The sequence below is a fragment of the Massilia sp. LXY-5 genome, from assembly GCF_059801075.1.
The window spans coordinates 154,388-180,071 of sequence record NZ_JBNNEH010000008.1 but is presented as its reverse complement, the minus strand read 5'-3'; the positions used below and the strand labels follow the sequence as shown (position 1 = coordinate 180,071).

General features: G+C 61.0%; 16 protein-coding genes and 3 pseudogenes. 15 read left to right on the top strand and 4 right to left on the bottom strand.

Annotated elements, in window-relative coordinates; genetic code table 11:
- The first annotated feature begins 12 nt into the window (after positions 1–12).
- The 3 genes from ACI48I_RS23170 to ACI48I_RS23160 all read left to right on the top strand — a co-directional run bounded on the left by ACI48I_RS23170 (position 13) and on the right by ACI48I_RS23160 (position 3,858).
- Positions 13–426, top strand: coding sequence for a hypothetical protein (locus tag ACI48I_RS23170; RefSeq protein ID WP_498575585.1), 414 nt, complete (start codon positions 13–15; stop codon positions 424–426).
- A gap of 460 nt (positions 427–886) precedes the next feature.
- Positions 887–1,480 carry a hypothetical protein gene (locus ACI48I_RS23165; RefSeq protein WP_498575584.1) on the top strand — a complete coding sequence of 198 codons (594 nt, stop codon included), beginning with the start codon at positions 887–889 and terminating at the stop codon, positions 1,478–1,480.
- A gap of 533 nt (positions 1,481–2,013) precedes the next feature.
- Positions 2,014–3,858 (top strand): PcfJ domain-containing protein, encoded by a 1,845-nt coding sequence (locus ACI48I_RS23160; RefSeq protein ID WP_498575583.1) that lies wholly within the window; start codon positions 2,014–2,016, stop codon positions 3,856–3,858.
- Positions 3,859–6,058: 2,200 nt separating this feature from the next.
- Here ACI48I_RS23160 and ACI48I_RS23155 read toward each other — a convergent pair.
- Both ACI48I_RS23155 and ACI48I_RS23150 read right to left on the bottom strand, forming a co-directional pair.
- On the bottom strand, positions 6,059–7,528 hold the full coding sequence (locus ACI48I_RS23155; RefSeq protein WP_498575582.1) for a radical SAM protein: 1,470 nt from the start codon (positions 7,526–7,528) through the stop codon (positions 6,059–6,061).
- A 273-nt stretch (positions 7,529–7,801) separates the two neighbouring features.
- The gene (locus ACI48I_RS23150; protein WP_498575581.1) at positions 7,802–8,353 is read right to left on the bottom strand and encodes a L,D-transpeptidase; all 552 of its coding nucleotides are present in this window, start codon (positions 8,351–8,353) and stop codon (positions 7,802–7,804) included.
- A 63-nt stretch (positions 8,354–8,416) separates the two neighbouring features.
- Here ACI48I_RS23150 and ACI48I_RS23145 point away from each other — a divergent pair, with 63 nt between their 5' ends.
- Together ACI48I_RS23145 and ACI48I_RS23140 are read left to right on the top strand one after the other, a co-directional pair.
- Complete coding sequence (locus tag ACI48I_RS23145; RefSeq protein WP_498575580.1) at positions 8,417–8,923, top strand: DUF6817 domain-containing protein; 507 nt, start codon at positions 8,417–8,419, stop codon at positions 8,921–8,923.
- Entirely contained in the window at positions 8,920–9,729 is an 810-nt protein-coding gene (locus ACI48I_RS23140) for a hypothetical protein (RefSeq protein ID WP_498575579.1), read from the top strand. Before ACI48I_RS23145 ends, ACI48I_RS23140 begins: the two co-directional genes overlap by 4 nt.
- A 92-nt stretch (positions 9,730–9,821) precedes the next feature.
- Here ACI48I_RS23140 and ACI48I_RS23135 read toward each other — a convergent pair.
- Positions 9,822–10,244: pseudogene (locus ACI48I_RS23135) on the bottom strand (IS30 family transposase); the annotation flags it as partial.
- On the opposite strand from ACI48I_RS23135, the pseudogene ACI48I_RS23130 reads away from it, so the two are divergent.
- The 7 genes and pseudogenes from ACI48I_RS23130 to ACI48I_RS23100 form a co-directional block, all read left to right on the top strand.
- Positions 10,244–10,447: pseudogene (locus tag ACI48I_RS23130) on the top strand (DDE-type integrase/transposase/recombinase); the annotation flags it as partial. The pseudogenes ACI48I_RS23135 and ACI48I_RS23130 sit on opposite strands and share 1 nt — an antisense overlap.
- 228 nt (positions 10,448–10,675) lie before the next feature.
- Positions 10,676–14,401, top strand: a complete 3,726-nt coding sequence (locus tag ACI48I_RS23125) for a patatin-like phospholipase family protein (RefSeq protein ID WP_498575578.1) — start codon at positions 10,676–10,678, stop codon at positions 14,399–14,401.
- Positions 14,402–14,408: 7 nt separating this feature from the next.
- A complete protein-coding gene (locus tag ACI48I_RS23120; protein ID WP_498575577.1) occupies positions 14,409–15,740 on the top strand; it encodes a hypothetical protein in 1,332 nt (443 codons plus the stop codon).
- Positions 15,737–18,058: a dynamin family protein gene (locus ACI48I_RS23115; protein WP_498575576.1), complete on the top strand. Its 2,322-nt coding sequence runs from the start codon at positions 15,737–15,739 to the stop codon at positions 18,056–18,058. Before ACI48I_RS23120 ends, ACI48I_RS23115 begins: the two co-directional genes overlap by 4 nt.
- Positions 18,055–19,656, top strand: a complete 1,602-nt coding sequence (locus ACI48I_RS23110) for a dynamin family protein (RefSeq protein ID WP_498575575.1) — start codon at positions 18,055–18,057, stop codon at positions 19,654–19,656. Before ACI48I_RS23115 ends, ACI48I_RS23110 begins: the two co-directional genes overlap by 4 nt.
- Positions 19,653–21,887 carry a dynamin family protein gene (locus ACI48I_RS23105; protein WP_498575574.1) on the top strand — a complete coding sequence of 745 codons (2,235 nt, stop codon included), beginning with the start codon at positions 19,653–19,655 and terminating at the stop codon, positions 21,885–21,887. Before ACI48I_RS23110 ends, ACI48I_RS23105 begins: the two co-directional genes overlap by 4 nt.
- A 169-nt stretch (positions 21,888–22,056) precedes the next feature.
- Positions 22,057–22,492, top strand: a pseudogene (locus ACI48I_RS23100) (IS6 family transposase); the annotation flags it as partial.
- A gap of 454 nt (positions 22,493–22,946) precedes the next feature.
- Here ACI48I_RS23100 and ACI48I_RS23095 read toward each other — a convergent pair.
- Complete coding sequence (locus ACI48I_RS23095; RefSeq protein ID WP_498575573.1) at positions 22,947–23,399, bottom strand: hypothetical protein; 453 nt, start codon at positions 23,397–23,399, stop codon at positions 22,947–22,949.
- Between the two features lie 297 nt (positions 23,400–23,696).
- Here ACI48I_RS23095 and ACI48I_RS23090 point away from each other — a divergent pair, with 297 nt between their 5' ends.
- The 3 genes from ACI48I_RS23090 to ACI48I_RS23080 are packed head-to-tail and all read left to right on the top strand — an operon-like array spanning position 23,697 to position 25,602.
- The gene (locus tag ACI48I_RS23090; protein ID WP_498575572.1) at positions 23,697–24,488 is read left to right on the top strand and encodes a metallophosphoesterase; all 792 of its coding nucleotides are present in this window, start codon (positions 23,697–23,699) and stop codon (positions 24,486–24,488) included.
- Complete coding sequence (locus tag ACI48I_RS23085) at positions 24,482–25,075, top strand: HD domain-containing protein (protein WP_498575571.1); 594 nt, start codon at positions 24,482–24,484, stop codon at positions 25,073–25,075. Before ACI48I_RS23090 ends, ACI48I_RS23085 begins: the two co-directional genes overlap by 7 nt.
- The gene (locus ACI48I_RS23080; RefSeq protein ID WP_498575570.1) at positions 25,072–25,602 is read left to right on the top strand and encodes a nucleotidyltransferase family protein; all 531 of its coding nucleotides are present in this window, start codon (positions 25,072–25,074) and stop codon (positions 25,600–25,602) included. The genes ACI48I_RS23085 and ACI48I_RS23080 overlap by 4 nt, the downstream gene beginning before the upstream one ends.
- The last annotated feature ends 82 nt before the right edge of the window (positions 25,603–25,684 follow it).

Genomic DNA, 25,684 nt, shown 5'->3' with positions numbered 1-25,684 from the left:
AGCAGCGGCGAGATGTTCGCGACGAAGGAAGGCGGCTACCAGTACATCGACAATATGTCAGCACGGCACTGGCTCGCCGGGCGCCGTGGTTTCAAGCCTACCGAGGTTGCGGATGATATGCGCGTGTTGGCAATCGATAACGTCTCCACGCCTTCCCAGTTTGCTGCTCTTCTGACGAGTCAGCGCAAGCAACTCGGCTTGAATGGGACCGAAGCAAAGCTGGTGGTTCTACACCCGGCAGTGTCCGCTCCAGCCTTGGGCCAGCTTGAAGCAGGGGTCTTTGCGTTGCCACTGGACGCCGCTTTTCCGTTGGCCGACTTTTACCAGCTGCCCCGTCAAGCTTTCCTGGCCTGCGTTATGCGCGTTTTCTTCCGAGCCGAGCTTGACGCTATTATCGGCAGCCCGACCAGCATGGTGACCGCATGAACCCGCTTGCTCTGACGCATCACGCCTGCAAGCGTAGTCGGCAGAGGGGCATCAGTGCTCTCTAGATTCAGCTGATTAGCGTGTTCGGGGAAGATCATCTTCAGGCGGGTGGTTGCTCGCTCAGTTATATCCCGCGAAAGCGTCTGCAGCAGTTGCGCGAAGCGATCGACCGGCTCGAATCGGTGGCACTCGTAAAAACACCGCAAGAGGCGGTGGTCACGGTCATGTACGTTGGTCGTCGGATTGCCCACAGTGGACACATCAGCTGATGGACCGCTTGACGAGGATGATCGCTCACGTGCACGAACGTCCGCTCAGTGGGCGTTCATCAGCGATGGTGGCTAATTAAGACGCCCCACAGGCCATAATTGTCATATGGCAACATCTTTGCTATACTCGTTTGTTTAACAGCCTCTTATAAAGCTGTTTGTTGGTTGCGCAAAGAAAGAATCAATACAAAATGAAGCTCGCGGTCATAGAAGGAAAATGGTTCAAGCGCCAAAACACGTCCGTCAGAGGCATGTTTGACTTGCTAAGCGATATCTACTGCGACTCGCCGCATCATTATCACTACGAAATGTTCAACGATGGTCGGGCTTTCAGAGAGATTTTCCTGCGCCTCAGCGCGGCGGATGGTGTGCACAACATCTATGTTGCTGGGCACGGTAGCGAAAACGCTATCTATGGTTCGAATAGCGAGGCGATATCTAAAACTGTGATTAAAAATACGATCAGCGAAGCGGCCGACAACGCGGGGCGATTGGATTCTTTATATTTCGGCAGCTGCCTCTTTGGCAACCACGATATTCTCAAAGAGCTTCTCGAAGCCAGCACCAGGATTAAATGGATCGCGGGATACGAAAAAAGTATCGACTTTATCGATTCCTCTTCCTTTGACTGGCTCTTCTGGAACCGCTATATCCGTACCGAAGGCACTGCACTCGATCGTATTTACAAGACGGTTGATCGGCTCCAAAAGGACGCGCCTGGCCTTATCCAGCGCCTCGGTTTCCGGGTCTTCGCCTCGAACGCGGGATTTTGTCAATTGATTTGATGCGTGGTTTGTTCGGTGGGTAAAGGGGGCTGCGTCGTTTAGCCATCGCATTCACCGCCAGCCCCTATAAAAAGCGCGCTTATCATTTGGACAATGCGATAGGGCGATCCTGCCTAGAAAATTCACGTTTGGAGCGCGCCACGGCCCGGTTGGGCTTTCTCCCTCGTCGTCTACTTTGTACTCGCTAAGCAGACGACGACATCAGGACGGCAGGGAGGAACAGCGCCCTGTCACGCTGCGGTTCGTGTCTTGCCCATCCAGAACCAAGGGTGTTCATGCCGGGCCGCGAGGAAGACGATTCCACATGGTTCAGCGAGCTGCCCGAAGCGCTTATCGTGTGTCCTCAGTGAGCTAGGAGTCAGCCACGCTGACGCCAGGAGCGTCAGATCGACCAGAGCACACTTGAGCCAAACAGCTATTCGCGCTCGCTCGACTCGCTCACCTCGCTCAGGGCAAGCCTAAACACAGTGCGACATCCGGTGTCGCCGGCCAGTGTCAGAGTTCGGCTTCCATTGTTTTGCGGCGCCTACCTGATGCATGCTCGTGTCATCGATCCATCTTTTCATTCCGCTTCGTCCCCCTCGTCCGCCCAGTGCGTGCAATGGAAGGCGTACGACTCGGCGCAGGGACCGTTGCGCTTCCTACTCATGCACGTGACGGCCGATCCACAGGGCGTCCTCGAGGGGGCGCCTGGCTGCCGCGTGCTCGCGTCGGCACGCTGCGTGTTGCGCAGTGGGGTGGTGTACGGCATCGCCCTGCAAGGACCAGGTGATGCATTGGTTGATGCGTGCCGCGTGCTGGCCGCAGTACTGCCGCAGTACGGTTATGACGAGAGTTTCTTTTCCGACGTCGACCGTGAGATTGCCGACGCACTTCAGGCAGCAGGATATGACTCCGTTCGGGCGAGACTGGAGCGCAATGCCGCGACCCTTCCGCGCCCCGTCGTGGCGGTGCCGCAGGTCGAAAGGCTGCTGCTGGCCGTCGTCAATCGGCAACGAGGCGGCCGCGGCCGCGCACCCCTGACAAGCCTGCCGGATGCGCTGCGCGAGCGGGTTGGCTTCTCCCATGGAGCTGGCAGCACGGATGACAAGCGCGACCCAGCCGTCGCCGCCTACGAGAACGTCCTGGACATCCACGCGCGGAACTACATGGCAAGCGCGCGAACCGTCTATGGACATCCACTTGACCGCCTGGCCGTGTACAACTTCATTGCCGGCCGCGCTGGAAAGAGCCGCTACCGCGCCCAGGCTTTGCGGGCACTGCCATGGATATTGCCGCTCATGACTGCACCGGAACGGGGACGGATACTTCTTGAAGTGGTGACCATACGCGCTGCAATCGATGAGGCCGAGCCGCTGCACGAGGCCGTCGCGCGTGCTTTCGACGTGCCGCGCGAGGTGGTCCGGTGGTCGAGCTGCAGGACCTTGCCGGAACACTGGCAGCTGGATGACGTTCGCCTCCGTAGATTGCTCGTTGCGCTGTCTTGGATCCCCCCGCAACGCCGGCCGCAGTCGCCAACCCAGTTCGGCGATCTCATGCAGCTATGTGACGTCCTCGCCCGAATTTTCCGCTTCCGCAACGACCATGGCGATCTTCGGATGCGCGCCTGGTCAGTGCTCCATGGTCCGTGCATGCGGTCTTGGGTGGCCGAGTGTCAGCATGGATGGGCCTTGCATGCTAGGCACTCCGATCCGCAGGGCTTTGCAACCGAATGTGCGGATGCGTCCGACTTCTTGAGTACGCTAGTCGAGGCGGTACAGGATGGGAAAGAGTCCGAAGACGAGGCGACCTTGGCTCTCGTCATACGCTGGGCCGCAGCGATCAGCCTGCGACGCTTGCTCGACCTGTCACGCCAATGGCACGCGGATGCTTTTCCAGCGGCAGGCACGCCGGCGGCCGAACCAGACGTTGTTGCTTGGCCCGCCATTCTTCCCGAAGCCATGCGATTTAACGAGGTGACCGCCGTCGAATTGACCAGCGCTGCGCAACTCCACGCGGAGGGGGCGCGCATGGGACACTGTGTCGCCTCTTACGATCGCGTCTGTTACAACGGCCGCAGCGCCATTGTGTCCTTGCGTGCGGCATCAGGTACCGTATTGTCGACCGCTGAGCTCCGCCTGGTCGGAGAAGGGGACCTACGCGTGGCGGTCGAACAGCATCGGTCTGTGCGCAACAGCGCTCCCGGCGTCGCATCCCAACGGGCGCTCGAGGCGCTGGTTCGTTATCTAAACGATCCCGCAGCGGCGCCGTTCCTGCGCGCACGGGACAACTTCCAGCGACGCCATCGTGGACGAGCGCGCCTGCAGAAGCGTGTGCGTGAAGCTCACGCCCATCAGGTCGCTTTGACGCTTGCACGGAGCGCCGCAGGCGGCTTGTGATAGATGTAACTGCCGCGCCCGGCGGGTCTAAATACGCGTTCAGTATTTAGCCATGAATCGGTCGGCCTCAGCTCGCATCGAGACGTATTCGTAGATAGACCGGGCTGCTCGACTGTAAGCGTTGCGCTGATGGCATATCTGACGCATGGCGACCTCGCCAGCCATATTTGATCACTGGGTTGCGATATGGTCAGCGCCAGCACGCGAATTTAGCCAGGATTCGATCAATTGGTTGGATAAGGAGCAATTCCGAGAACCGAGATCGCCCCTGGCCGGGAGGATACGCCGGTTTTGACGCGAACACATTTAACGGCGTCGACGCCTCTTGGACGAGAACGCGATTTTTCTCGCTACTTAAGGACACTACTGCTGTCGAAACGACTCAAGACTCGAAATAAGGTCAGCGAAATGATGAACCGTTCTTCACGAATCGACAGTACGACTGTGATGTCGAGCATCATGCGTGGGGCCGTGTATTAACACCACTGCAGTAGGCGTGGCGCACCGGAGAGTGTTAGGTCGATACTTTGTACTTTGTCCGCACAACGAAGCAATAGGCGGTCCGTGCTTAAATCCTGCAGGATGCCGTCATGAGGGATATCCCCGCCGGGAGTGGCGCACTTGCCCGACAATGCGACAAAATACGGGCCGTCAACTGGTTCGGCATTGCGTTGCTCAAGCATCATTCCTGGAGTCTCACTGGCAAAGTTGATCGGCCATCGCGCGTCTGACCACCACAAATGAACGTTTGCGAGCAAGCGACGTAAGTAAGCAGCTGCACCAGGCGAATGTCTGTCAAAGCACGACAGATACGCTTGAGCCTGTTTAATCGACTCGCAACAATCAAATCGACATGGATAGTGACTGATGGCAGATGTCGGGAAGCTGGCGAATGGGTAGTCTCGCAGAAGAATATTGCACTCCGCTGCAAAACGCCGCGTTCGCTTTACGGCCACGGCGACCAGATTAGTCTGCCGCACCACATGATCGTCACACCTTACTTTATCTGTCCGCGCAGCCCAGTTTGTACAGCAAATCGGGTAACCTAATGCGTGTCCAATATCGGCATACGATGTTGGCGATATAAGCGCAGCAGCCAACGCCTCGAGGGCATTCTCGGATCGAGCGATAAATAGCTGCCAAAGAAAGTCGTCTGTGACATGACGACGGGCAGGCGCTACTTGCGCAACGTTGCGGAATCGACGTCTTGGCGTCGCAGCAAAAATATGAAATTGCGCTCAGCTAACCACCTAGTGAGACTTGGGACCTGATGGGGCCGTACCGTAACTCGCATGACGGGCTTCATGCCGTGGTAGACCACAACCAGTTCCAAAAACGCCGCATGTAATTCCGGAGGCACATCCATTAGGATCGATTGCAATTCTCGAGAAATCGATGAAAGTGAGATCATTAGCTGAAATGATAAAACCTGAATTGATCGTCCAGCAAGTGTAGCGATCCGATGCGAATGCTGCCCCTATTTATATTTATCTCGCGGCCGACGAGCTGATCCGCCGATAGGACATGAGAGGCAGATTGCTTTCGCACCTGATCGACGCGCTGAGTGTGAGCCTCAGGCTTGGACGTATTAAGTTGCACATATGAGCCATCTGATCCATATAGGATCGATCCCGACAGCCGATTGCAATACAAGCGTGCATCTTGAGGACACGCATCAAACAGGACCGAAAAGGCGTTCTTGGCTATTTGGATCGAGCCCAAGCAGTCTGGGGAACAAGGGACGTGCGTAATCAAGGCGCAGTCATCGTCCAGTAGACATACATTCATCAGCCAGTTCGCCACCAAACCGTTCTCGAATATGAAAAACACGGGATTTGCGGCAAGCATAGGATGGCGAGCCACCTCCCGGAACATCCTTGTACAGCAATGTGGATAGCCAAGGAGCCTGCCGGCTTCAGTAATGTCACACCGTTCATCAGCACTGCGCAGTCTCTCGGCAACATCTCTAGAGGCGGCGACATAAAGATAGCTCTTCATTATCCTAGAGCTTGTGTACAGCCCTGGTCCGAAAGAAGCCCATTCGCGCGACAGCGACCGGCTAGTGGATGGGCGGATCTCTTCGAAGCCAGCGACAACGCTTAGCCCAAGGTGCCTGAGCTCAGTCGAGATCCTATTCAGTTTATTTCGGTCGACGCAGACGCGCGCCGAGAGTTTACTGCCGCGTGCGACCGATATAATCTCAAGAGCGGATGTACTGGAAACCCACTGCCTGAGCCCAATGAACGCCTGGTTTAATTCCATGGTAGTTAGCCGCTTTTGAGAGCTCGCTGGGATTTTCGACGATCCATTCGAGCAGCAGATCGAAGATCAATTTTGTGTGAAGACAGTTGCGGGTATCTGCATGGCGGGATGAAAGTTGTCCTTCAACTGCTCTTTCGTATACTGGGCAACTTGAGCAAACCGGGCGGTACGCGCACTTCTGACATTCTTGATCATTTGGAATAGAAAGCGTCTTTAGCTCCCGCGTCCTACGGCCAAATACGACGTCATCATAGGAAGATGTTGTGACGTTGCCAATTTTAAATTCGGGAAAGTCACGTCCCTCATCGCAGGTATATATGTCCCCATTATAGTCATAAAGCAACTGACTATGTACCATACCGCATGGACTTCCGAAATCAGCGAATTCAACGTCGCGTCCCTCAATAAGTTTTTTCAAGGCAAGTACCATCCGCCGTTCCATAGGATAGTTGTCATCCCTCCACAACTGTCGCATGTAATCTGCGCACTCTCGGTACATACTCAAGAATGTATTGTCGTCGATTCCAACAGTTTCCCAGTTTTGACGTGCAGAATTGATTGGATATACCGGTTGAAACGATACTGTCCTTGCGCCACCGCGCAGTTGACCATCGATAATTTCACGCCAATAAGGCAGGCTTTGCTTCGAGACGGTAGGCAAAAACGGTAACTGGTGTCGCTCGATCATTTTAATAACACGCTGGGCAGTTGGTTGACCCTTATTGCTTACTCTATGTTGATCGTGGAGACTTGGCACGCCGTCGTAGGAGGTTCCGATTCGCACGTCATACTTCCGAGAGAATGTCATTATCTCTTCAGTGAGAAGCGTCCCGTTGGTCTGGACAGAGATGTAAATTTCAACGCCACGTTTGGCATATTCAGCGCGAATTTTAGGCACGAGATGCTTCATTACATTCATGTTCAAAAGAGACTCTCCGCCCTGAAACTCGAACGATTGCACTTGGGCATTGCTCTTTAGCGCGAACTCAAGTATCTGGTCTGCAACGCTAGGTTTGAGGTCATAGTTGCGACTTGAGTTGGCCGGTACCACCGGCGCGTGACAATAGCTGCAAGAAAGATTGCACCTTAGAGTGGACACCAAAATGTGGTGGACGGGGTGTCTGTAGTGGGCGTGCGTCCAAGCGTAATTCTGTTCTGTTACGTCGACGGCATTCTCTTTGGTAAGGATGAGCCCAAGCAGTTGCAGGCGGTCGTATAAATCTGCAGGTATCGCCACGCTGTTTAACTGCGAGGCCTCGTCATCGGAGAGCAATGCCCAAGCGCCAGTGCTGGCGGATGCAAACCAACCATGCCCCGGTAGCTTGCGCATCGTTGCGAGCGATGTCCACTGGCTACGAAACACCACGTCCTGCCCGATCGCCTCGTCATAAAAGAACATTTGGCGCATGGCTACCTCACGCTAGTCGATTGTGAATTTCTCTATCATGCACAGGCTCGCGATCGTGTACAGGCTCGCGATCGTGCACTGGTTCGCGATCGTGTACCGGTTCGCGATCATGTACCGGAGGCGGTTCACGGTCATGCGGCTCGCGATCATGTTGCGCACGGTCGTGTATCGGTGGCGGAGGTGGCGGAGGTGGTGGAGGTGGAGGAGGGGGTGGAGAAGGTGGATTGATGGGCGTATAGTTAGTCGGCATCGTCGTTACCGGCAGTCCTAACGTCAGCGGTGGGTCACCCGCGTCTTCCCCTTCATCCATCCCGCCGATGGAAACATTGACCGTCCAGTCACCGCTGAGCAGCGGTTCGGCGGTGAACCTGCCGAGTGAACTGCGTTTAAGATTTGATTCATGTGGTCATCGCTGACCCTGACACACCCGTGAGTCGGTCGAAGCTGCCCTTGCGCGTTAGTGTTGCCACCGTGAATCTGTAGGCCAACTCGACCGTTTTGTGCGGCTTGCAGCGCTTGTCCGGCAGTCGGTGTGAGCCGGATTCGATCATTCGGCCCATGTTTGACGGCATCCTGAGCGGACTGTGGGGCCTGAAATCCGTCGACCGTGTAATCGCCCGTCGGTGTATCGCCGTAAGGGCGTGTAGGGTCGACAATCGATTGATTCGGGTCGCCGGTGCCGTTCCCATGTTGTTGTGCCGTCCCGCGATCAGCCCTTCCATATGCTGGGAACGGGCCCGCTATGAGGCTTCCGTCATCGCCGATCACCCTTACATCCCCAAGTTGCCTTCTGTCATCCGGTAAACGAATCTCGATTCTTGGCATAGCTCCTCCTAGAAGAACTTTGATGTTCAGTATATATTGGTAGACCTCGAATGTCGAAAAGTCATGGGGAAATCTGTGTCTTCTGCCAACGTTCCGCAATGCATCCGTTATTTGGTATCTAGTGGCGTTGCAAATTACCCTCACTCTGGTGGGACTTTGCTAGATCACCTGTTGGGAACGGCGTCATTGCTGGAGATTTGGCGCTGTCCGGACTACGTCGTATGCGCGGGTATGACACACGCTCTGTTCGAAGAACCATTCAGTAAAATTCTCGACCGTATGGCTCATGAACAACTTCTAACTTGTATCGGGGCACGTGCTATTCGTACAGCCCTCCTTTACGGACTTCGGAGGCATACTAAATTATTCGCTGATTTGGTGGGGTCTGAACCAGAGATCGATCTAGCCCCAAAGGACTTAACCGACCAAGCGCATATCGTTGCCGCTAACTTCATTGATCAGTTTACCCGGATTGGTACGACGGCCCGCCCGCACACGTGGCCGAGCTCGGTTGACGACTACCTCTGCGAATCGGCGCATAGTAGCTTAAAGCAGGCATTGTCAACATGAGTATTGATCTCGACTTTGCCTCCCTCTTTGCTTGGGAGCAGCCAGCCGTGGCTCTGTTGAAGTATATCGATGAAGGACGCCGGAATGGCAAAGCATTGCACATTACAGGCGATCTTAACCAACGCTCTCGTTTGCTCTGGCCAGGCGCAGGTTCACCTCATGTGACGATGGATCCTGCCATTTGTAAATTTTCCGGCGACGAAGATGGAGAATATTGCCTGTACACACCTGTTGAAATGTTAGATTGGCGACAAGAGATCGGAGAGGCGTTCGGAGCACTGCATAGGGCACGTATGCATGCGGCATCGTTAGTGACAATGTCCCTGATCGTGTTGGCCATTCGCGCAGATCAAAAATGGCAATCTCCCTATTCATCATCGTGGCGCGGGAAGCCAGGGCTCGCAGCCGTGACGAATCCCCATCTTGCCGGGAACGTACGGGCCTTCCTGATGAATGCGTTGGTGCATGAGGCAATACATAGTGCCCTTTATTGCTATGAAGAAGGTGGCGCATTCGTTCGGCCTTGCGAACATCGTGCTACGTCGATGTGGACCGGCGCTTCGTTGCGGCTTGCATCCTTGATCCATGCGGTCTTCGTCTGGTATGGGCTTTTACACCTATGGACTAGTCCTTACGGGAGCAGTATCGATGCGGATGCGCGATTCCTCAAGCGTGCGGCGGCGGGGTTCATGAAGGACCCCCTTCAGGAGGTCAAGATACACCGGAAATATTTAAGAGAAGGATTACTCGACTGTCTCGAGGCGCTAGTCGAGCGTTCCCGTACGATTGCATGTTCGCTTCCATGAGGCCGAACGTTACTATCGATGCTGCGGCTTGATGCTTAATTGCCCACACTTAGCGTGTGGATTTAGAATTATTCATCTGCCGAATACGAAGATCAAACGCTAAACGAGGAAGCCAAAGCGGATGCAACACATTGGTAAAACCAGCTGTGCTGGCGTTCCGTAGTTGAGCGTTTTCCGTGGGCCTCGTTCAGCAGCCTCGCTACCTCGTCGAGATTCTCCTGGGAGTATGTAGAGAGGTCCAGTCCTTTCGGAAAATATTGCCGTTGCAGCCCATTAGTATTTTCGTTCGATCCAGGTTGCCGAGGATGGTGTGGATCGCAGAAATAAACTTGGATATGGGTATCCAGCGTAAAGCGCTTATGGTCAGCCATCTCTATGCCTCGGTCCCATGTCAGCGATTTATAGAGCTACTGAGGTAGCTTTCGCGCATTTATGATGAGCGCATTGACCACCGACTCGGTGTCTTTGCCGGCCACCTTCACCAGCATCACATAACGGGTCTGGCGCTCGGCAAGTCGTCGAGCAGGACCATCGCGCGATCAAGCGCGTGACCATGGCGATGTTGGGCTTCAAGTCCTTTCGCTATGCTGGCAATGTGCTCGCTGGCATCGAGCTGATGCATATGATTCGGAAGAGCCAGTTCGTCATTAACGGAGCCGCCTCGATGTCGTTCGCTGATCAATTTTACGCACTGGCAGGACAGATCCGTCCAACGTAAGCCGGGTTCATGCTGGGCTCGAAAAAATCTGCCCTGCACTCAACAATGCGACAGACCCCGCCGGAGTCCTTGCGCTTGTTGCTACATATTCTGGAATTTCGGCGCAAGACTTGATTCTGTATGGCAATATGCTCTACAGTTGTCGGACTTTGAACGGCCGCGCCGCGCATGCCGGCGCGGCCGGCTTCACGATCCGATCAACCATCCCACAGGCAAGCGCCCGCATCCATGAATTTCAAAAAACTCGGCATAGTTCTCTCTGGCGGCGGCGGCAAGGGCGCATACCAGATCGGTGTCTGGAACGCATTGAGGGAGAGCGGTCTCGAGCCGCACATCGCAGCGGTCGCAGGTACGTCTGTTGGCGCACTGAACGGCGCAATGATGGCCCAGGGCCGGTATGACCTCGCCGAAAAGATGTGGCTGCGCATCGAGCGCCACAACGTGCTGACGCTGGAAGGCGTGGCGGGGCTGGCGGAATGGGTAGCGCAGAAGTCGCCGCCCGGTCGCCTGGTGTCGAAACTGCTGGCGTCGGCGGCCAGCAAGGGACTGTTCAAGCGCGAAGGCTTGCAGGCGATGATTGCGGAGGGCGTCGACGCACGGTTGCTGGCCGCGTCGAAGCTGCCCCTGACGGTCGCCTGGCACCATGGCCACGGCAACCGCGTTGTCTACCGGACGCTGGACGATCCGGGGATCGTCGCCGACGGCCTGCTGGCGACGGCAGCACTGCCGATGATCTACGACGAGGTCGAGATCGGCGGCGAACTATACAGCGACGGCGGCTTCTACTGGGGTGTTCCCGACCGCCGGCTCGACAATGTTCCAGTGCGGGCGCTGGAAGCGGCCGGCTGCGATACCGTGATCGTGGTCTGCCTCTCGCAGGACGACCTGACGGTCAGTCCCCAGCAGTTTCCAGGCATGCGCGTCATCCCCATCGTGCCGCGCCGTTCGCTGGGCAGCATCATGGCGACCCTCGATTTTTCCAACGAAGGCGCGGCGCGCCGCATCGAGCAGGGCTATGCCGACGGCCGCGAGATCCTGCGCCACCTCGACATGTACCTGGCGACGGGCCAGCGCTACCAGCAACTGTGGGACGAGGTTGCGCGCAACGCCGCGCTGGAAGCGGACGGCGATGTGAGGCTCGCGGCGGTCGACGCCGGCCACCGCGCTACCGTCGACAACATCGCCGACTTCGACCGGATCGTCGCGACCGACCGTTTTGATGCGCCACTCGCTGCGGACACGGAGGACGCCGATGCACTGCCTTCGGCTTTCCAGCTCGCGAACGACAGCCTGCTGTCCGAGCTTGATCGCGAACGTATCCATACGAACGTCGACCGTTTCCTGGCGGCCCACGCCAAGGACGGGCGGGCAGTGGAGGACGCTGTACTGGACGCCATCGCCGCGCTGGCGCCGGTGGCCGGGCGCGCTGGCAAGCTGCGCGACGAAGGTCTCGTCGCGCGGATCTTCGGCATGCTCACGGGCCGTAGCCAGAGCGTTGCGGCCGACAACCAGATTGCCCTGGCCGAAGGGCAGTACGCGTTGCTGCGCCTCGTGAACGCGGTCCAGCGCCAAGGGGCGATGAGCCTGGAATTCAGCTGCGTGTTGCAAAACCGCGTGCAGGCGGTGTTGCAGGAAGTGACACGTCTTGGCCAGCGCCAGAACGATGACCTGCAGCGCGTGTACCGGTCGATGGCCAAGGTCTACGGACTGTTGCGCGACGGCCTGATGCAGGACCGCGAACGGCTCGACGCACTCGAGCGCGAGAGCCGCCTGCACCACTGGCTGTTGCACACCAACGCGCGGCGCTATGGCGGCCGCCGTTTGGCCGAGCTGCCTGTCACGCTGCGCCTAGCGACCATGGCCAACGACTTCTATCACCGCACCGAGGGCGACTGGACCGTCGAGGAACTGATGAGCGCCCAAGAGATGTGCTATCGCGCCGGACTCGACGGCGCGACGGTCACGGCCGGCGATTTCTTCCGCGACCTGCTGGGTGACCACGCCAGCGCCACGAGGCTGACGAACGGCCTGGTGACGCAGCCGCAGCCACTGCGTCCGGCCGGCGCCGCCGGCTGGCTGCTGGACCTGCGCGACCGCCGCCTGGACGCCGACGTCGCGCATTCCGCCGCGTGCTGGCGCTACGACCCCGGGACCGAGCTGCCGGCGGCCGACCTGCTGGTCGAGATGCTGTATCACATGCGCGCGGCCGGACTCGCGCCCATCCGGCACGGTAGCGAGATGACGGCGCTGAAGGCGACGTGGATAGAACGGCTCGAGGTGCTGGACGGTCTCGTCGCCGAGGGCCTGCTGCCGGCCACTTTCGGCCGCGAGATTGCGCGCGTGCGCGGCGCGATCGATGGCTTCCGCCTGAAGGTGCCGCTTGTCGGCAAGTTCAGCGTCGGCAAGTCGAGTCTCATCAACTGCTGGCTCGACAAGGCGGTCCAGCAGATCGATCTCGGTGCCTGCACCGCCGTGCCGGTGGAATTTCACCACGCTGCCGTGGGCAAGGAAAAGCTGGTCGTGGTGTGGAAGCCCATGGCCCCGGAAACGTCGCCGACGAGCCAGGAATTTGCCGATCCGGGCTTGCCCGAGACGGAGCTCGTCAGGTTTGCGCAGGGCCGCGAAGCGCTGCATATCGAGCGCCACTGCAACCTGCCGGCGCTGGCACGCTATCCCGACCTCGTGGTGGTGGACACGCCGGGGATCGGCTCGACGACCATCGACCACGATTCCGCGCTGGCGCACTACCTGGGCGACGGCGTGCTGTTCATCTTGTGCGCGAACCGCGGCCAGATCGGCGTCGAAGAACTGGCGTTCATCCGGCGCCAGAAGCAGCTCGGCCAGGCGTTTTCCCTGCTCGTCTGCCAGGAAGACCTGAACAACGTGAGCGAGCGCGAAAGCCTGCAGCGCAGCCTAGCGCAGCAGGCCGGCCTAGTGGACGGTCAACTGGTACGCGGCTGTTCGGCGCACGACCGCAACCTGGGTGGCTTCGAAGACTTGCTCGCACATGTCGACCGCAGCAAGACGGCGCTGTTCGTGCAGCGCCATCGTCCGCTGGTCGAAGACCTGGTGCGGCGGGCCGAAGACCTTCTTGGCCGGGTGCTTGGGGCTGCCGACGACGCTGCGCTGCGCGAACGCATGGCGCAGATTCGCGGCGCGATGGAGGCGCTTGACGCTGCCTATGGCCGCGAGGAGGCTGCCTTGCTGGCCGATTGCGCGGGCAGCGTGGCGCGCGCGGTCGTAGCCGATGTCGGCAGCTTCATGCGCGCGCGGCGCCTAGCCTACGCCCAGCGGATCGAGGCGGAGCAGGAAATCCGCAGCCTGGTGCTGGCCGATGCGCAGAACGCGTTCGAGCTGGCCAGCCGCAAGCATTTCACGGCGCGCCTGGAACGCGCAGCCGGTGCGCTGGAACAGCAGGCGCACGTGGACAAGATGGCCGCGCTGGAATTGGTCGGGCTGGAGGAGCGTGCAGCTGCTGCCGGCGCCGGCAACGGCAGCGCCGGATTCGGCGCAGCAGCCGGAGCCGTGCTGGGCGCTGCGGCGCCTGCGGTGGGCGTCGGCGGTTCGGGGGCCGCGCTTGGGGCCACGATCGGGTCGGTCGTTCCCGGATTGGGCACGGCAATCGGCGCCGTGCTGGGCGGTCTGGTCGGGGCATTTTTGTTCGGCAAAGGCAAGAGTTCGAATGCAGAGAGCGAGGCGCTGCAGGCGATCGAACTCGTGTGCGGCGAGGTGGAAGCCCAGGCGTCCCCCTTGCTGCAGGCACAGGCGCACACCGCGCTGGCGGACCTGCGCGCCCAGATCGAGACCCGCCTGGAGTCTGAGCGCGAACAGGTGACCCGCATCGAGACCCAGCTGCACGAGCATGCGGCAAAGAAGGACGCACTGCGCCAGCGCGCACTGGAAGCGTTGGCGCAAGTGCGCACAATGGCCACCCATTCGGAACCACGAAACTGAACCACCCATGTCGATCCTGAGACAATTGAAGCAAATGAACGCCAGCCAGGCGTCCCAACTGTACGTCCGCCATCCGCTGCGCGACGAGGCGCCTGACGCGAAGCTGCGCTACTTGGGCGCCGTGGCGCTGGCCTGCGCACCGGACCGGAAAGCGACGGAGGCCGAACGCAAGGCCTTCCTTGCGCTGGGCGCGAGCCTCGGCCTAGATGCGGCCGACGCGGCGGAGCAGTTCGACGAGCGCGGCAGCGTCGGCGAAGACGATATCCGGCGCCTGTTCGGCGCGATCCGGGAACATAACCAGCGCTGGCTGTACCTGGTGGACGTGGTGTGGCTGCATCAGGTCGAGGAGAAGGGCGGCGCTGGTGAGACGGAGATGCAAGCCGAACTGGCGGCCGTGCTGGAAGTGGACGCCCAACGGGTCGGGCGGCTGCACGACCTGCTCGAAGCCGTGCGCGACCGTCGGCCCCGCACGGTGGCGCGCGCACTGCCTGCCTGGCTGAGCGATCCGGAGCTGCAGCGTCACCTCCCGCTGGTATTGCAGCGCTGCCTGCCGTTCGCAGGGATGTTCGGTGAGCGCTGGGTCGACCATGGCGATGGCACGGCGACCGATGTCAGGACCGGCATGCGCTGGCGACGCGGACCGGAATTTGAGCAGAGCACACATCCCGACCGTCCGGGCATCGCGACCGTGCGCTATCAACGCGCCGGAGCGAACGGCAGGCTTCCCAGCGAAGCGGTCGTGACCGGCTACAGCGTTGCTCTCTGCCAGGCCGTCGACGCCGGCGCCTTGCTGGCCACCCTCGCAACCGAAACCGGCTCTGTCGAGGTGCGCGCCAAGGTCAGCGGCGTAGTCATGGAATTTCTCGTCCGCGTCGGCGAGCGCGTCCGGCCGGAAGCTGGCCTAATGTCCTTGTCGACGTCCTCCGGACCGGACATCCTGAGCATCACCTTGCCCGAGGATGGCAAGCCGCTCAAATCGCACCTGCGGCGCATCGAGTTGGCCGTCGCGAACGCGAACGCCGGCGAGGCGCCGGTGGGCATGTCGCCCTGGCGCTTGCCGACGCTCGACGAGCTGACGACGATCACGGATGGATCGCTGCTTGGCGCTGCAATGAACTTCGCTGCAATGAACTTTTTAGGGGCCGCCTTTGACCCCTTGCGCAGATTTCCCGCCGCCGTATTCGTGGCCCTATCGGAGCGAAAGGTTTGGGCACTCACCGGAGAGCACAAGGGGCGGGCGCTCGAACTTGGCCAGCTGGCCGTGTTCAATGGGGGCTACAAAGGGGATGCCATGCTCCTGCTCTGCCGTAATCCGCTGGACAATGGAGATGCCGCATGAGCCCCCCGTTCGACAACGATCAGCTGCTCAGCATCATCGATGCGATCGAAGCGGAGAGCGCAAACCCCCACCTAGGCAGTGCCGAAGGCCGGATGGGCCTGCTCACGCGCCTGCTCGCACCGTGGGCGGGGGCTTCCGATGCAGTTCAGCCACTGGCCCCCCTCCAGCATCTGGTCCACGAAGCGTTCGCCGACATTGTGCCGTTCTGCGGACCTTCCGGTGCGCGCGTGGCGCGCGAGCTGGCAGCGATCGGCGCATCGATCGAGGAACTGGCGCGCTTTCCCGACCTGGCGAACAAGGTGGTCGTGGGTGTCGGCGGGGGCTTCAGCGCCGGCAAGTCGCGCTTCCTGAATTCGCTGCTCGGCATCCGGTTGCTGCCAGAGGGACTTGAGCCGACGACGGCCATCCCGACTTGCCTGATCAGCGGGAAGGCCTCGCTGCGCGCGCGTAACCTGATGGACGGCATAGTGTCGCTCGATGCCAAGGAACTTGAAGCCCTGGCCCATGTGTTCAATCCCACTGCCGTGCCTGTACCCGATGCGCCGGAAACGGTCGCGCCAGCGGTGCCGCTTGCCGAGTTGATCAAGCTGGTCGTGGTCGAGGATCCTGCCATGCGCTGGGCCAACCTCGCACTGCTGGACACGCCCGGTTACAACAACCCGGGCGGCAAGCCCGATGCCTTGACGGACGAGGAAATCGCACGACGGCAATTGCTCGAGGCCGATCATATCGTCTGGCTGGTCAACGCCACGAACGGCGCCCTGCGCCAGGATGACATCCGCTTCCTGCGCTCGCTGGACTACGCGGGCGACGTGTTTTTCGTGGTCACCCAGGCCGACACAACGTCGCCATCGGCGGTGCCACGCATCATGCAGGCTGTCGAGCAGGCCGCCAGTGCGGCGGGCATTGCGTGCGCCGGCGTGATGGCCTGGTCGGCGCCTCCGTACGCGCTGGAAGGGCGCAGCGAAGGCGGGACCGACCTGCGCCGGTGGCTCGATGGGCTGAACCTGCAGCCGCGCTGGACGGACAAGCGGCGCCGCGCCGCGGCCCTGCTGGGCGAACTCGGCACGTACTTGCAGGGCCAGCAGGCCGCCGGGCGCGACGAGCTGGCAGTGCTCAATGCATTCTGGCTGGTGGCGGGCCAGCTGCCGGCGCAGACGGGGGACGGCATGCGTCAACTGCTCGCACAGCGGCGCGAGCGCCAGCGCGTGCTGGCCGGGCAGATCGACCGTCTCGAGACGTTTGCACGCGAGTTCGACGACGCGCTGCGCGCCGCCCTCGACGGGCTGTCGCTGCGGGATGCCGACCCCCAGGACGCCGTCGAACGCCAGTTCCAGGAAGCCATGCTGGTGCTCTGCGGCCGCGGGGCCCCGTCCCGGCTGGCCGCAGCCTTCGCGCGCCTGCTGGACGCGGCCAGCCAGGGCCACGCGGAGGCGCAGCATGAAGTCGCGGAATGCTACCGGTTCGGCCCTGGAACGGTGCGCGACCCGGAGCGCGCCTTTCACTGGTGCCGAGAAGCGGCCAAGGGAGGCGTCGTCGAGGCGCAGTACCTGCTCGGCAACCACTACCTGGAGGGCAACGGCGTGGCGCGTGATGTGGACACCGCCGTGCACTGGTACCAGGCTGCCGCCTATCGCGAGCATGCGCCCGCACAGATGCAACTGTTCACCTTTTATCGGGGCTTGCTGGACGACCGCGTCGATCTGCCCGTGGCGACAGAGTGGCTGCAGCGGGCCGCTGGTCTCGGCCATGCCCCCGCGCAGTACGTACTGGGCACGGCTTACCTGCATGGCGACGGCGTGGCAAAGAATCGCAGCACCGCATTCAAATGGTTCCACAAGGCGGCGGTGCAGTCGTACGCACCGGCACAGTTCGAGATCGGCAGGGCGTATCTGGCTGAAGCGGACGGTGCGGGCAACGACGCCGAAGCCGTACGCTGGCTCCGCCAGGCCGCGCAGCAGGATTTTGCGGACGCGCAGGCGGCGCTGGGCCAGTGCTACCTGGAAGGCAAAGGCGTTCCCGCCAACCGAGCGCATGCGGCGAGCTGGTTTCAGAAAGCCGAGCGGCTGGGCCACGTGCCGGCCGTCGTCGGACTCGCGAAATGCCATGAAGCCGCGGGAGAGATGGAACCTGCCGCCAGGTGCTACCGGCGTGCGGCAGGCCTCGGCAGCGCCGAAGGCCTGTACGAGCTGGGCCTGTGCTATCTGCACGGCCGGGGGGTGCGCAAGAATCGCAGCCAGGCAAGGCAGTGGCTCGAACATGCGGACGAAAAGGGCCATCCGCTGGCGCGCAGGGCCTTCATCGGACTACCGCCATGAACATGGATTTTCTGCTGCCGACGGACGAAGAACTCGATCGCCTGCTCGACGAGCACAATCCCTACCTGGCGGATCCCGTCCGGGCATTGCAACTGGTGGCGGCCGTCGCCGGCGCCGCGCCGCCGCGCCATCCCGGCGTGGACGCGTTGGAGCGGCTGGTCGCTGCGCGCCTGCCGCTGCTGGCCGAGCGTGCCGGCGCGCCCGTGCTGCCGGAGGTCATGGACGCGCTCTGCACCGCCGTCGGCGCGATACGCGAACTCGTGGCGTTTCCGGCCCTGGCGGACCGTCCGGTGGTCGGCGTGGGCGGCGCGTTCAGCGCAGGCAAGTCGCGCTTCCTCAACAGCCTGGGCAACGTCAACCTGCTTCCCGAGGACCTGGGGCCGTGCACCGTCATTCCAACGTATTTCGGGCATGGTGCCGGCCAGGCCGGCATGCAGGCGGTGGCGCTGAATGCGTTCGGCCGGACGGTCAGCCTGGACGCCGATGCCCTGGCCGCGCTCACCCATGCATTTTCGCGCACCCATGGCATGGAAGACTTGTCGGCCGGCCTCGCGCACCTGATCCGGCTGTTGCTGGTGACGGAAAGCGCGGTGCCGTGGAAGCGGTTGGTGTTCCTCGACACCCCCGGTCATAATCCGCCGGGGCGCGAGGGCGAGCAGGCCGATGCCGGGGTGGCGCAGCGGCACCTGTCCGTGGCCGACCACCTGGTCTGGCTGGTCAGCGCCCGCAACGGCGGCTTGCGCCGCGACGACATCGCCTTCCTGCGCAAAACGGGGCACCGCAAACCCGTATTCTTCGTCTTGACCCAGGCGGACCTGACCGGAAGCCAGGCCATCGGCCCAGTGCTCGACGGGGTGCGCGCCGCGGCCGAGGGTGCGGGCATCGCCTGCGCCGGCGTCATGGCGTGGGCGGCCCCACCCGGGCAAATCAGCGGCGAGCATTGCGGCGGGGACGACATCCGACGCTGGCTCGACCGCATCGACGGGGAGGGCCGCCACCCCGGCCTGCGCCGTCACTGCGTCGCCCTGATGGACCGCTTCCTGCTGCATTGCCGTCGCGCGTTGGCGGGCCAGCAGACGCGGCTTGCGGCATTCAACGAACTGCGCGTCCTGGCCGGCACGGCCGGCGCGCAGCACCATGCGGAGCTGGACGCCGAGCTGCGGCGGCTACGCGAGGTGCAGGCGGACCGCGCCGACATCCTGGCCGAACTGGACGCCTGCAAGGCCGATTTACTGGGACAGGTCGCCGCCCTGCTCGGCCCACTCGTGGATGACGATCCTCCCGACACCAGTGACCCGCTCCTGCTGGAGTGCGCACGCGCCGGGTTCGGCGCCGTTCCCGCGGTTGGCGCCAGCTGGGGCGTCCGGGTCGTGGGCGCGAAACCCGACCTGAAGCACGTGCTGGCCGTGTTCCTCGACGTCGACGGCGAACTGCGCCTGCCGTTCAGCCGCATCCGGCAATGCTGGCGGTGCGATCCGCTCGCGCTGGGCGGACACAGCGAACTCACTGCCAGGCTTGTCGACGCGCCGGGCGACCGCCTGGTCTTTGCCGTCCACCTGCATTCCACCCAACACATCACTTACGAAGCAAGCGAATGAAAGAACTCCAGTCGATACTCAAGCTGCTCGATCCGTACGCCGACGTCATCGACGCCGATCCCCTGGGGGACCTGCGCGGCATGGAGGCGCAGTTCCGCACGAATCTTGCGTCGGTGCGAGAACAGGGCCGCAACCTGCGGATCGCCGTCATTGGTCAGATGAAGGCGGGCAAGTCCTCGTTCCTGAACGCGGCGCTGTTCGGTCGGCACGTGCTGCCACACGCGGAGACGCCGATGACCGCCGCGCTGACCAGGATTGTCCATGACGCGAAGTCGCGCGCCGAAGTCGAGTTCTACAGCCGCGAGGACTGGTCCGCCATCGAAGCAAAAGCCCGCGAATACGAGGAGCGCTACGTTGCCGAGGAGGCGCGCCTGCGCGACCTGGACCAGCAAGGACCGTTCGCGGTGCCGGGGACCCTATCCGCCCCCACGCGCGATCAGATCAACCAGAACATCGAGCCGCCGCTTGTTGCCTGCGGCGAACTAGTACGCCTGGCGCTGGAAAGGGGACTTGATCCGGCCGGGTTCTTCGGGCAGACCCGCATCATCGACCATATCCCGGATGCGGGCGAGCTTGCCGCTGCGCTGCAGGAGTACGTGGGCAGCGGCGGGCGCTTCACGCCCATCACCAAGATGACGACGCTGTACCTGAACGACCCGCGGCTGGAAGGCCTGGAAGTGGTCGACACGCCCGGGTTCAACGATCCCGTCGTCTCGCGCGGCGCCATTACGCGCGCGCACCTCGCGCGTTGCGACGTGATCTTCATGCTGTCCAGGCTCAGCCAGTTCCTGGACAGCGCGGACATGAAGGTGTTCCGCGAACAGCTCCCCGAGGCAGGGCTGGGCGACAAGGCCGTGTTCCTGGTCGGCACCCAGCGCGACTTGCCGCTGCGCCAGGATGGCGGTATGGCGACCAAGGCGGCCCTCGCAGCCGAGCGCTTCCCTCTGGAGCAGCGCGATTCCGTGAAGTTGAACACGATGCTCGCACTGCTGGACCGGAAGATGACCGCGCTCGCCCACGGTGCATTCGCCGCCCAGGCGGCGCGCGGGGCCACGGATGCGCGCACTGCCGGCCTGCTCGCCGACCTGAAGACGAGGGAGCCGCAGTTCATCTCGTCGTGGGCATGGATGATCGCGCAGGACCGTGCAAGCTTGTCCGCCGATGAACGGACTCACCTCGACAGGCTGGGCCAGGCGACTGGCATGCAGTTCGACGATGCCCGCCTGCGCCAGCTGTCGAATATTCCCGCCGTGTTCGAGCAGATCATTGCCCAGCGCGAGCGCAAGGGCGAACTGCTAGCTGGGAAGGAGCGTCAACTCGAGGCGGGCCTGCATGACGCGGTGCGGCGCCGGATCGGCGAAGTGAAGGCGGGCCTGGCACAGCGGCGCAGCCAGATCGAAACCGGCAACATCGCGGAACTGGAAAGCCTCGAACAGCAGACGACCGCGCGCCTCGAACGGGGCAAGGCCAAACTGGAAGACGTCTTCGATGAGCAGGCGGCGGACGCGAGCGAGAGTTTCGCGCGCTTGAAGTCGGAACTGCGCAAGCTGTCGCGGGAGTTTTCGCGCATTGAATCCGTCAGGGAAACGAAGACTGAGGCGTATCAGGTCGATACCTCCTTCTTCAAGGGATTCTTCGGCCACACGTGGGAAACCCGCTACCGCGACGTGGAAGCGGTGTATGCGAGCGTGCAAGACGCCGTCGAAAAGATCGACCGCTATGCCCACGAATGCCTGGACCAATTCGAAAGCCGCATAGCCGGTTGCGTGGACCTCGACAAGCTGCGCCGCAAGGTCAGCGCTGCCGCGATGGCGCTGTTCGACACCGGCAGCGCCGAGTTCGACGGCGACCTGATGCTCAGCGGGATAAACAAAAGCCTGCGCCGGATCTCGATCCCGAGCGTCGATCTCGGCAAGCGCGACTTTACCAGTCAGATCACGAAGCAGTTCGGCAGCGGACGCGTGTCGGAAGACGCCATCGAAGCGCTGAAGCTGGCGCACCGGAATGCGATCCAGGCCGTTACCGACGATATCGCAGGGCTGGTCGACAGCAAGATCAAGGAAATCGAGACCAGCCTGGACCGGTCGGCGCAAACCTTCGTGGCGGACATGAGCCGCGACATTAAGGCCGACCTTAAGAAACTGCGCGAACAACGTGCCGACCGTGAGGCCGTCGTCAAGCGCATCGATGGCGCGATCCGGGCAGTGGACCGTTGCCTGGCGGAAGGTTGATCCCTCATGGAAGGGAAGCGCCGGCGGTGGCAAAACAAGGACTGCATTTGTACTATCTGCCGCCCTACAGTCCAGAGCTCAACCGCATCGAAAGCGCGATGCGGTTGAGCCGACCGTCTACGCCGCGGTCCATCCGCTGGCCGTGGTCCAGCGCGGCGGCATGGTCGTCTGGAAGTATCTCTACCGTGCCGTCGACAAGGAAGGTAAGACCGTCGATTTCCTTCTCACGGCACCGCGACATGGCTGCCTCAAGGCGGTTTTTCGAGAAGGCCATACGCGAGAACGACACCCCGGAGAAGGTCGCAATGGACAAAAGCGGCGCCAACAAGGCCGCTATCGACGAGATCAATGGCGGCATGGCGGTACCGATCACGATACGCCAGGTCAAGTACCTCAACAACATCGTCGAGCAGGACCCTCGCGCGATCAAGCGCGTGACCAGGGCGATGTTGGGCTTCAAGTCTTTTCGCTCTGCCGGCAATGTGCTCGCTAGCATCGAGCTGATGCATATGATTCGGAAGGGCCAGTTCGTCATTGACGGAGCCGCCTCGATGTCGTTCGCTGATCAATTTTACGCACTGGCAGGACAGATCGTTCCAACGTAAGCCGGGTTCATGCTGGGCTCGAAAAAATCTGCCCTGCACTCAACAATGCGACAGAACCCTAGTTCAGACTCTGACCGTCCTTAATCCCACATTATAGAAGTAATGTCATATTTGCCATCGAATGCATCAGGTTCTCAGCGTATTACGTCATATTACCGACTTTGAACCTAACAGCTAGAACTCGACATTAGAAAGTATATTGTCGATTTGGTGAAGCGCACGTTGATAGCTGGTCTGGCCGCCATTTCAGAAAGCTCGTCGGAGCTAGCAGTGTTCAAGACCACAACGACTTGCGAGACTTGTACTCGAAGTGCCTGTCCTCGAAAGCGCGTGGAATGCTGGAGTCCCTTGCTGTGCAAGCGAACGCGCCAGGAGGACATGTGGAAGGCCCTGAGATTGATGGACCGAACGCGCCGACACCGAAGGGGCCGAAGGCCAGTCCGCAGCTTAGTCTTTAGCGGGTTTCGGCCCATGCCGCCGCTAAGGCTCTCGCATCATCAAGCGCGTGATGGCGTCTAAGTCCGCTTGCAAATGCGTTTTCTTTTGCTCTGTCGAAAAGCTGCTCGGATGCCGGATTCGGGAAAGATGGCACCGCGTATTTCCATCGCAGTCCGGCCGGTAAAAATGGCGTTAGCAACGCAACGTCATAACGAGGCGCGTCGCAAAAAAAGGTGACCTCAGATCCATATGGAGCCAAGAATGCCCCTAGCTGGCCGGCGATCTCGATAGGCTTTAGCGTCGATCCATTCAGCAGAGGCAGCACCGTCTTCTGGACGAAGGGCGAGCAGATGGCAGGCGACACTCCTGCGACCTCAATATAGAATTCCCGGTCGCCTGCGACCAAGCCGGCCGAGACCAGATATGGCTCCTCGAGACTTGTGAACTCCGTATCCAGAAAGATGAGCATCGTGTGTTTTTCCAATACGCGATAACGCTCAGTGTACGAGAGTTGCAGCGCGCTGCGCGCGAAAGTAAACCTTGAAAAGCATTACCCCCCGCCCCAGGAGGAGCGCGGATGCAGGTGTAGAAGCAACACCTGCACCCTTGCTATGAGCTTATGACGCTTCGATCCAGTCAAGGATAAAGGCTGCGCCCGTGATCCTCACCCGGTCTCTATGCTGCGCTCCGAGCTGCGGCTTCAGATCACGCCCTTGACAGGCTCTCCGCTGGTAAAGTGTTGACGTCATGTGTGAAAGGTAAAGGTATGCGCCTGTTAGTCCTATCCGATCTGCACCTCGAGGTATGGCATGAGCACGTGCCCCGGATCGACACGTCCATTAGCAGGCCGGATGTGGTGATCCTCGCCGGCGACATTTACACCAAAGGCCGGGCGCCTGCGTGGGCCGCCGCGACCTTCCCGGGCCTGCCAGTGCTGTACGTCGCAGGCAACCACGAGTTTTACGGCGATACGCTGGAGGAGGCCGGGGAGGCGATCGGCAAGGAATGCGAGCGCTTCCCGAATGTCCATTACCTCGACTGTGGTCAGTACGTGCAGGACGGCGTGCGCTTTCTTGGCGCGACGCTCTGGACCGACTTCGCCTTGTTCAATCCGGCCCGCACGCGAAGTGCCATGCTGGACGCCCGGGCCGTCATGAATGATTACCAGCGGATTCGCGTTGCATCGGCCGGCTACCGCAAGCTGCATCCGCAGGACACAGCGAGGATGCATGCTGGACAGCGCGCGTGGCTCGATAGAAGACTCTCGGAGCCATTTGCAGGCCGCACAGTCGTGCTCACTCACATGGCACCATCGATGCGCTCTGTGGCCCCCGAATACGTGTCCGATCCGGTTTCCGCAGCCTTTGCTTCCAATCTCGATCACATCGTGGAGAAGGCAGACCTATGGGTCCATGGTCACACCCACACGAGCTTTGATTATCGGATCGGCCAGTGCCGCGTCGTTGCGAATCCCCTTGGCTACTTGATGCGCGGCGGAGAGGCGGAAAACGATGCCTTCGATCCCAACTTCGTCGTCCAGCTGCAGGAAGAATGCTAAACAGCTGCACCGAGGCACATGCCCTGCTCGGTAAACTGGGCGCACCGGATCGTTTGCTAATCCACGTCCAGCTGGTCAGAGAGGCTGCAGCTGCATTGATCCGCGCTTATCTCGGTCGAGGACTCCTCTTCGATCGACAACTCATTGAGATCGGAGTTGCTGTCCATGACGCCGGCAAGATCCTGCATCCTGCTGAACTGGGGGAGCCGGGCTCGCTGCACGAGCGGGCCGGTCGCGACCTGCTGCTCGCCCATGGCGTCCAGCTCGAGGTCGCGCAGTGTTGCGTAAGCCACGCGGCATGGGATGCCGATGCTACTAGTTTCGAGGAATTGACCGTCGCTCTGTCCGACAAGCTCTGGAAGGGGAAGCGCGAGCCGGAGCTCGAGCTGCGTGTTATCGACGCGGTGGCTGGCCTGCAGGGTTTGAAGCGATGGGACGTGTTTTCCGAGCTGGATGATGTGTTCGAGCGTATTGCTGCTGGCGGCGCCGATCGGCTAGCGTGCAGCGTGGCTGTCGATCCCATAGCCTTGGCCGACCGTATTGCGGAAGAGGACAGGGACCTCTTGTGGGAGCTCGCGAGGCAATGATTGTGATTCCACGATTTGGTTTTCGGTCCTTTATCCTCGAGCTTGCGAGGGAGCACGGCGTCTCGGCCGTTCCGCTTCCTATCGATAGGTGGGGCCTGACGATTATCCGCTTGTCTGGTGACGATCTGGAGCCGCCTGACGAAGTCGAGCAGTCTGCCATCGCCCTGAAGCGTGCCGGCATCATCACAGCCCGGGAAATGGGGCAGCTCATTGTGGGCTACCTGCGTGAGAACAACTTGCGGCCGTCGGTGGCCTTAGCTGGTAACAGGGAAGCTGTCAGACTGGCTGTGGCCCGCCATGGCGGGGAAAACCCGCGTGTCTTCGGGTCAGCGGCCCGAGGCGAGGATTGGGAACTCAGCGATCTGGATCTTCTACTCTACCCAACGCCGCGCATGAGCCCGATGAACCTCGCCGTCCTCAAGCTGGAGCTAGAGGCACTACTGGGAGTGCCTGTCGACATCGTGACGCCCAACGGCTTGCCGGAGAAGATCAGGGAGCAGGTGCTGGCCGAGGCCCGGCCCGTCTAGTCCGCGTAAGCGGTGGCAGCCACGACCACCTCCGCCACTCGTCCTTGTCTTTGAGGGCGTTTTCAAATACCCGTTGATTCCT

What these genes read in the sequence shown, in the direction of transcription:
- ACI48I_RS23170 (WP_498575585.1), top strand. Translation starts at nt 13, where the DNA reads ATGTTCGCGACGAAGGAAGGCGGCTACCAGTACATCGACAATATGTCA.
- ACI48I_RS23165 (WP_498575584.1), top strand. Translation starts at nt 887, where the DNA reads ATGAAGCTCGCGGTCATAGAAGGAAAATGGTTCAAGCGCCAAAACACG.
- ACI48I_RS23160 (WP_498575583.1), top strand. Translation starts at nt 2,014, where the DNA reads ATGCATGCTCGTGTCATCGATCCATCTTTTCATTCCGCTTCGTCCCCC.
- ACI48I_RS23155 (WP_498575582.1), bottom strand. Translation starts at nt 7,528, where the DNA reads ATGCGCCAAATGTTCTTTTATGACGAGGCGATCGGGCAGGACGTGGTG.
- ACI48I_RS23150 (WP_498575581.1), bottom strand. Translation starts at nt 8,353, where the DNA reads ATGCCAAGAATCGAGATTCGTTTACCGGATGACAGAAGGCAACTTGGG.
- ACI48I_RS23145 (WP_498575580.1), top strand. Translation starts at nt 8,417, where the DNA reads ATGGGGAAATCTGTGTCTTCTGCCAACGTTCCGCAATGCATCCGTTAT.
- ACI48I_RS23140 (WP_498575579.1), top strand. Translation starts at nt 8,920, where the DNA reads ATGAGTATTGATCTCGACTTTGCCTCCCTCTTTGCTTGGGAGCAGCCA.
- ACI48I_RS23125 (WP_498575578.1), top strand. Translation starts at nt 10,676, where the DNA reads ATGAATTTCAAAAAACTCGGCATAGTTCTCTCTGGCGGCGGCGGCAAG.
- ACI48I_RS23120 (WP_498575577.1), top strand. Translation starts at nt 14,409, where the DNA reads ATGTCGATCCTGAGACAATTGAAGCAAATGAACGCCAGCCAGGCGTCC.
- ACI48I_RS23115 (WP_498575576.1), top strand. Translation starts at nt 15,737, where the DNA reads ATGAGCCCCCCGTTCGACAACGATCAGCTGCTCAGCATCATCGATGCG.
- ACI48I_RS23110 (WP_498575575.1), top strand. Translation starts at nt 18,055, where the DNA reads ATGAACATGGATTTTCTGCTGCCGACGGACGAAGAACTCGATCGCCTG.
- ACI48I_RS23105 (WP_498575574.1), top strand. Translation starts at nt 19,653, where the DNA reads ATGAAAGAACTCCAGTCGATACTCAAGCTGCTCGATCCGTACGCCGAC.
- ACI48I_RS23095 (WP_498575573.1), bottom strand. Translation starts at nt 23,399, where the DNA reads ATGCTCATCTTTCTGGATACGGAGTTCACAAGTCTCGAGGAGCCATAT.
- ACI48I_RS23090 (WP_498575572.1), top strand. Translation starts at nt 23,697, where the DNA reads ATGCGCCTGTTAGTCCTATCCGATCTGCACCTCGAGGTATGGCATGAG.
- ACI48I_RS23085 (WP_498575571.1), top strand. Translation starts at nt 24,482, where the DNA reads ATGCTAAACAGCTGCACCGAGGCACATGCCCTGCTCGGTAAACTGGGC.
- ACI48I_RS23080 (WP_498575570.1), top strand. Translation starts at nt 25,072, where the DNA reads ATGATTGTGATTCCACGATTTGGTTTTCGGTCCTTTATCCTCGAGCTT.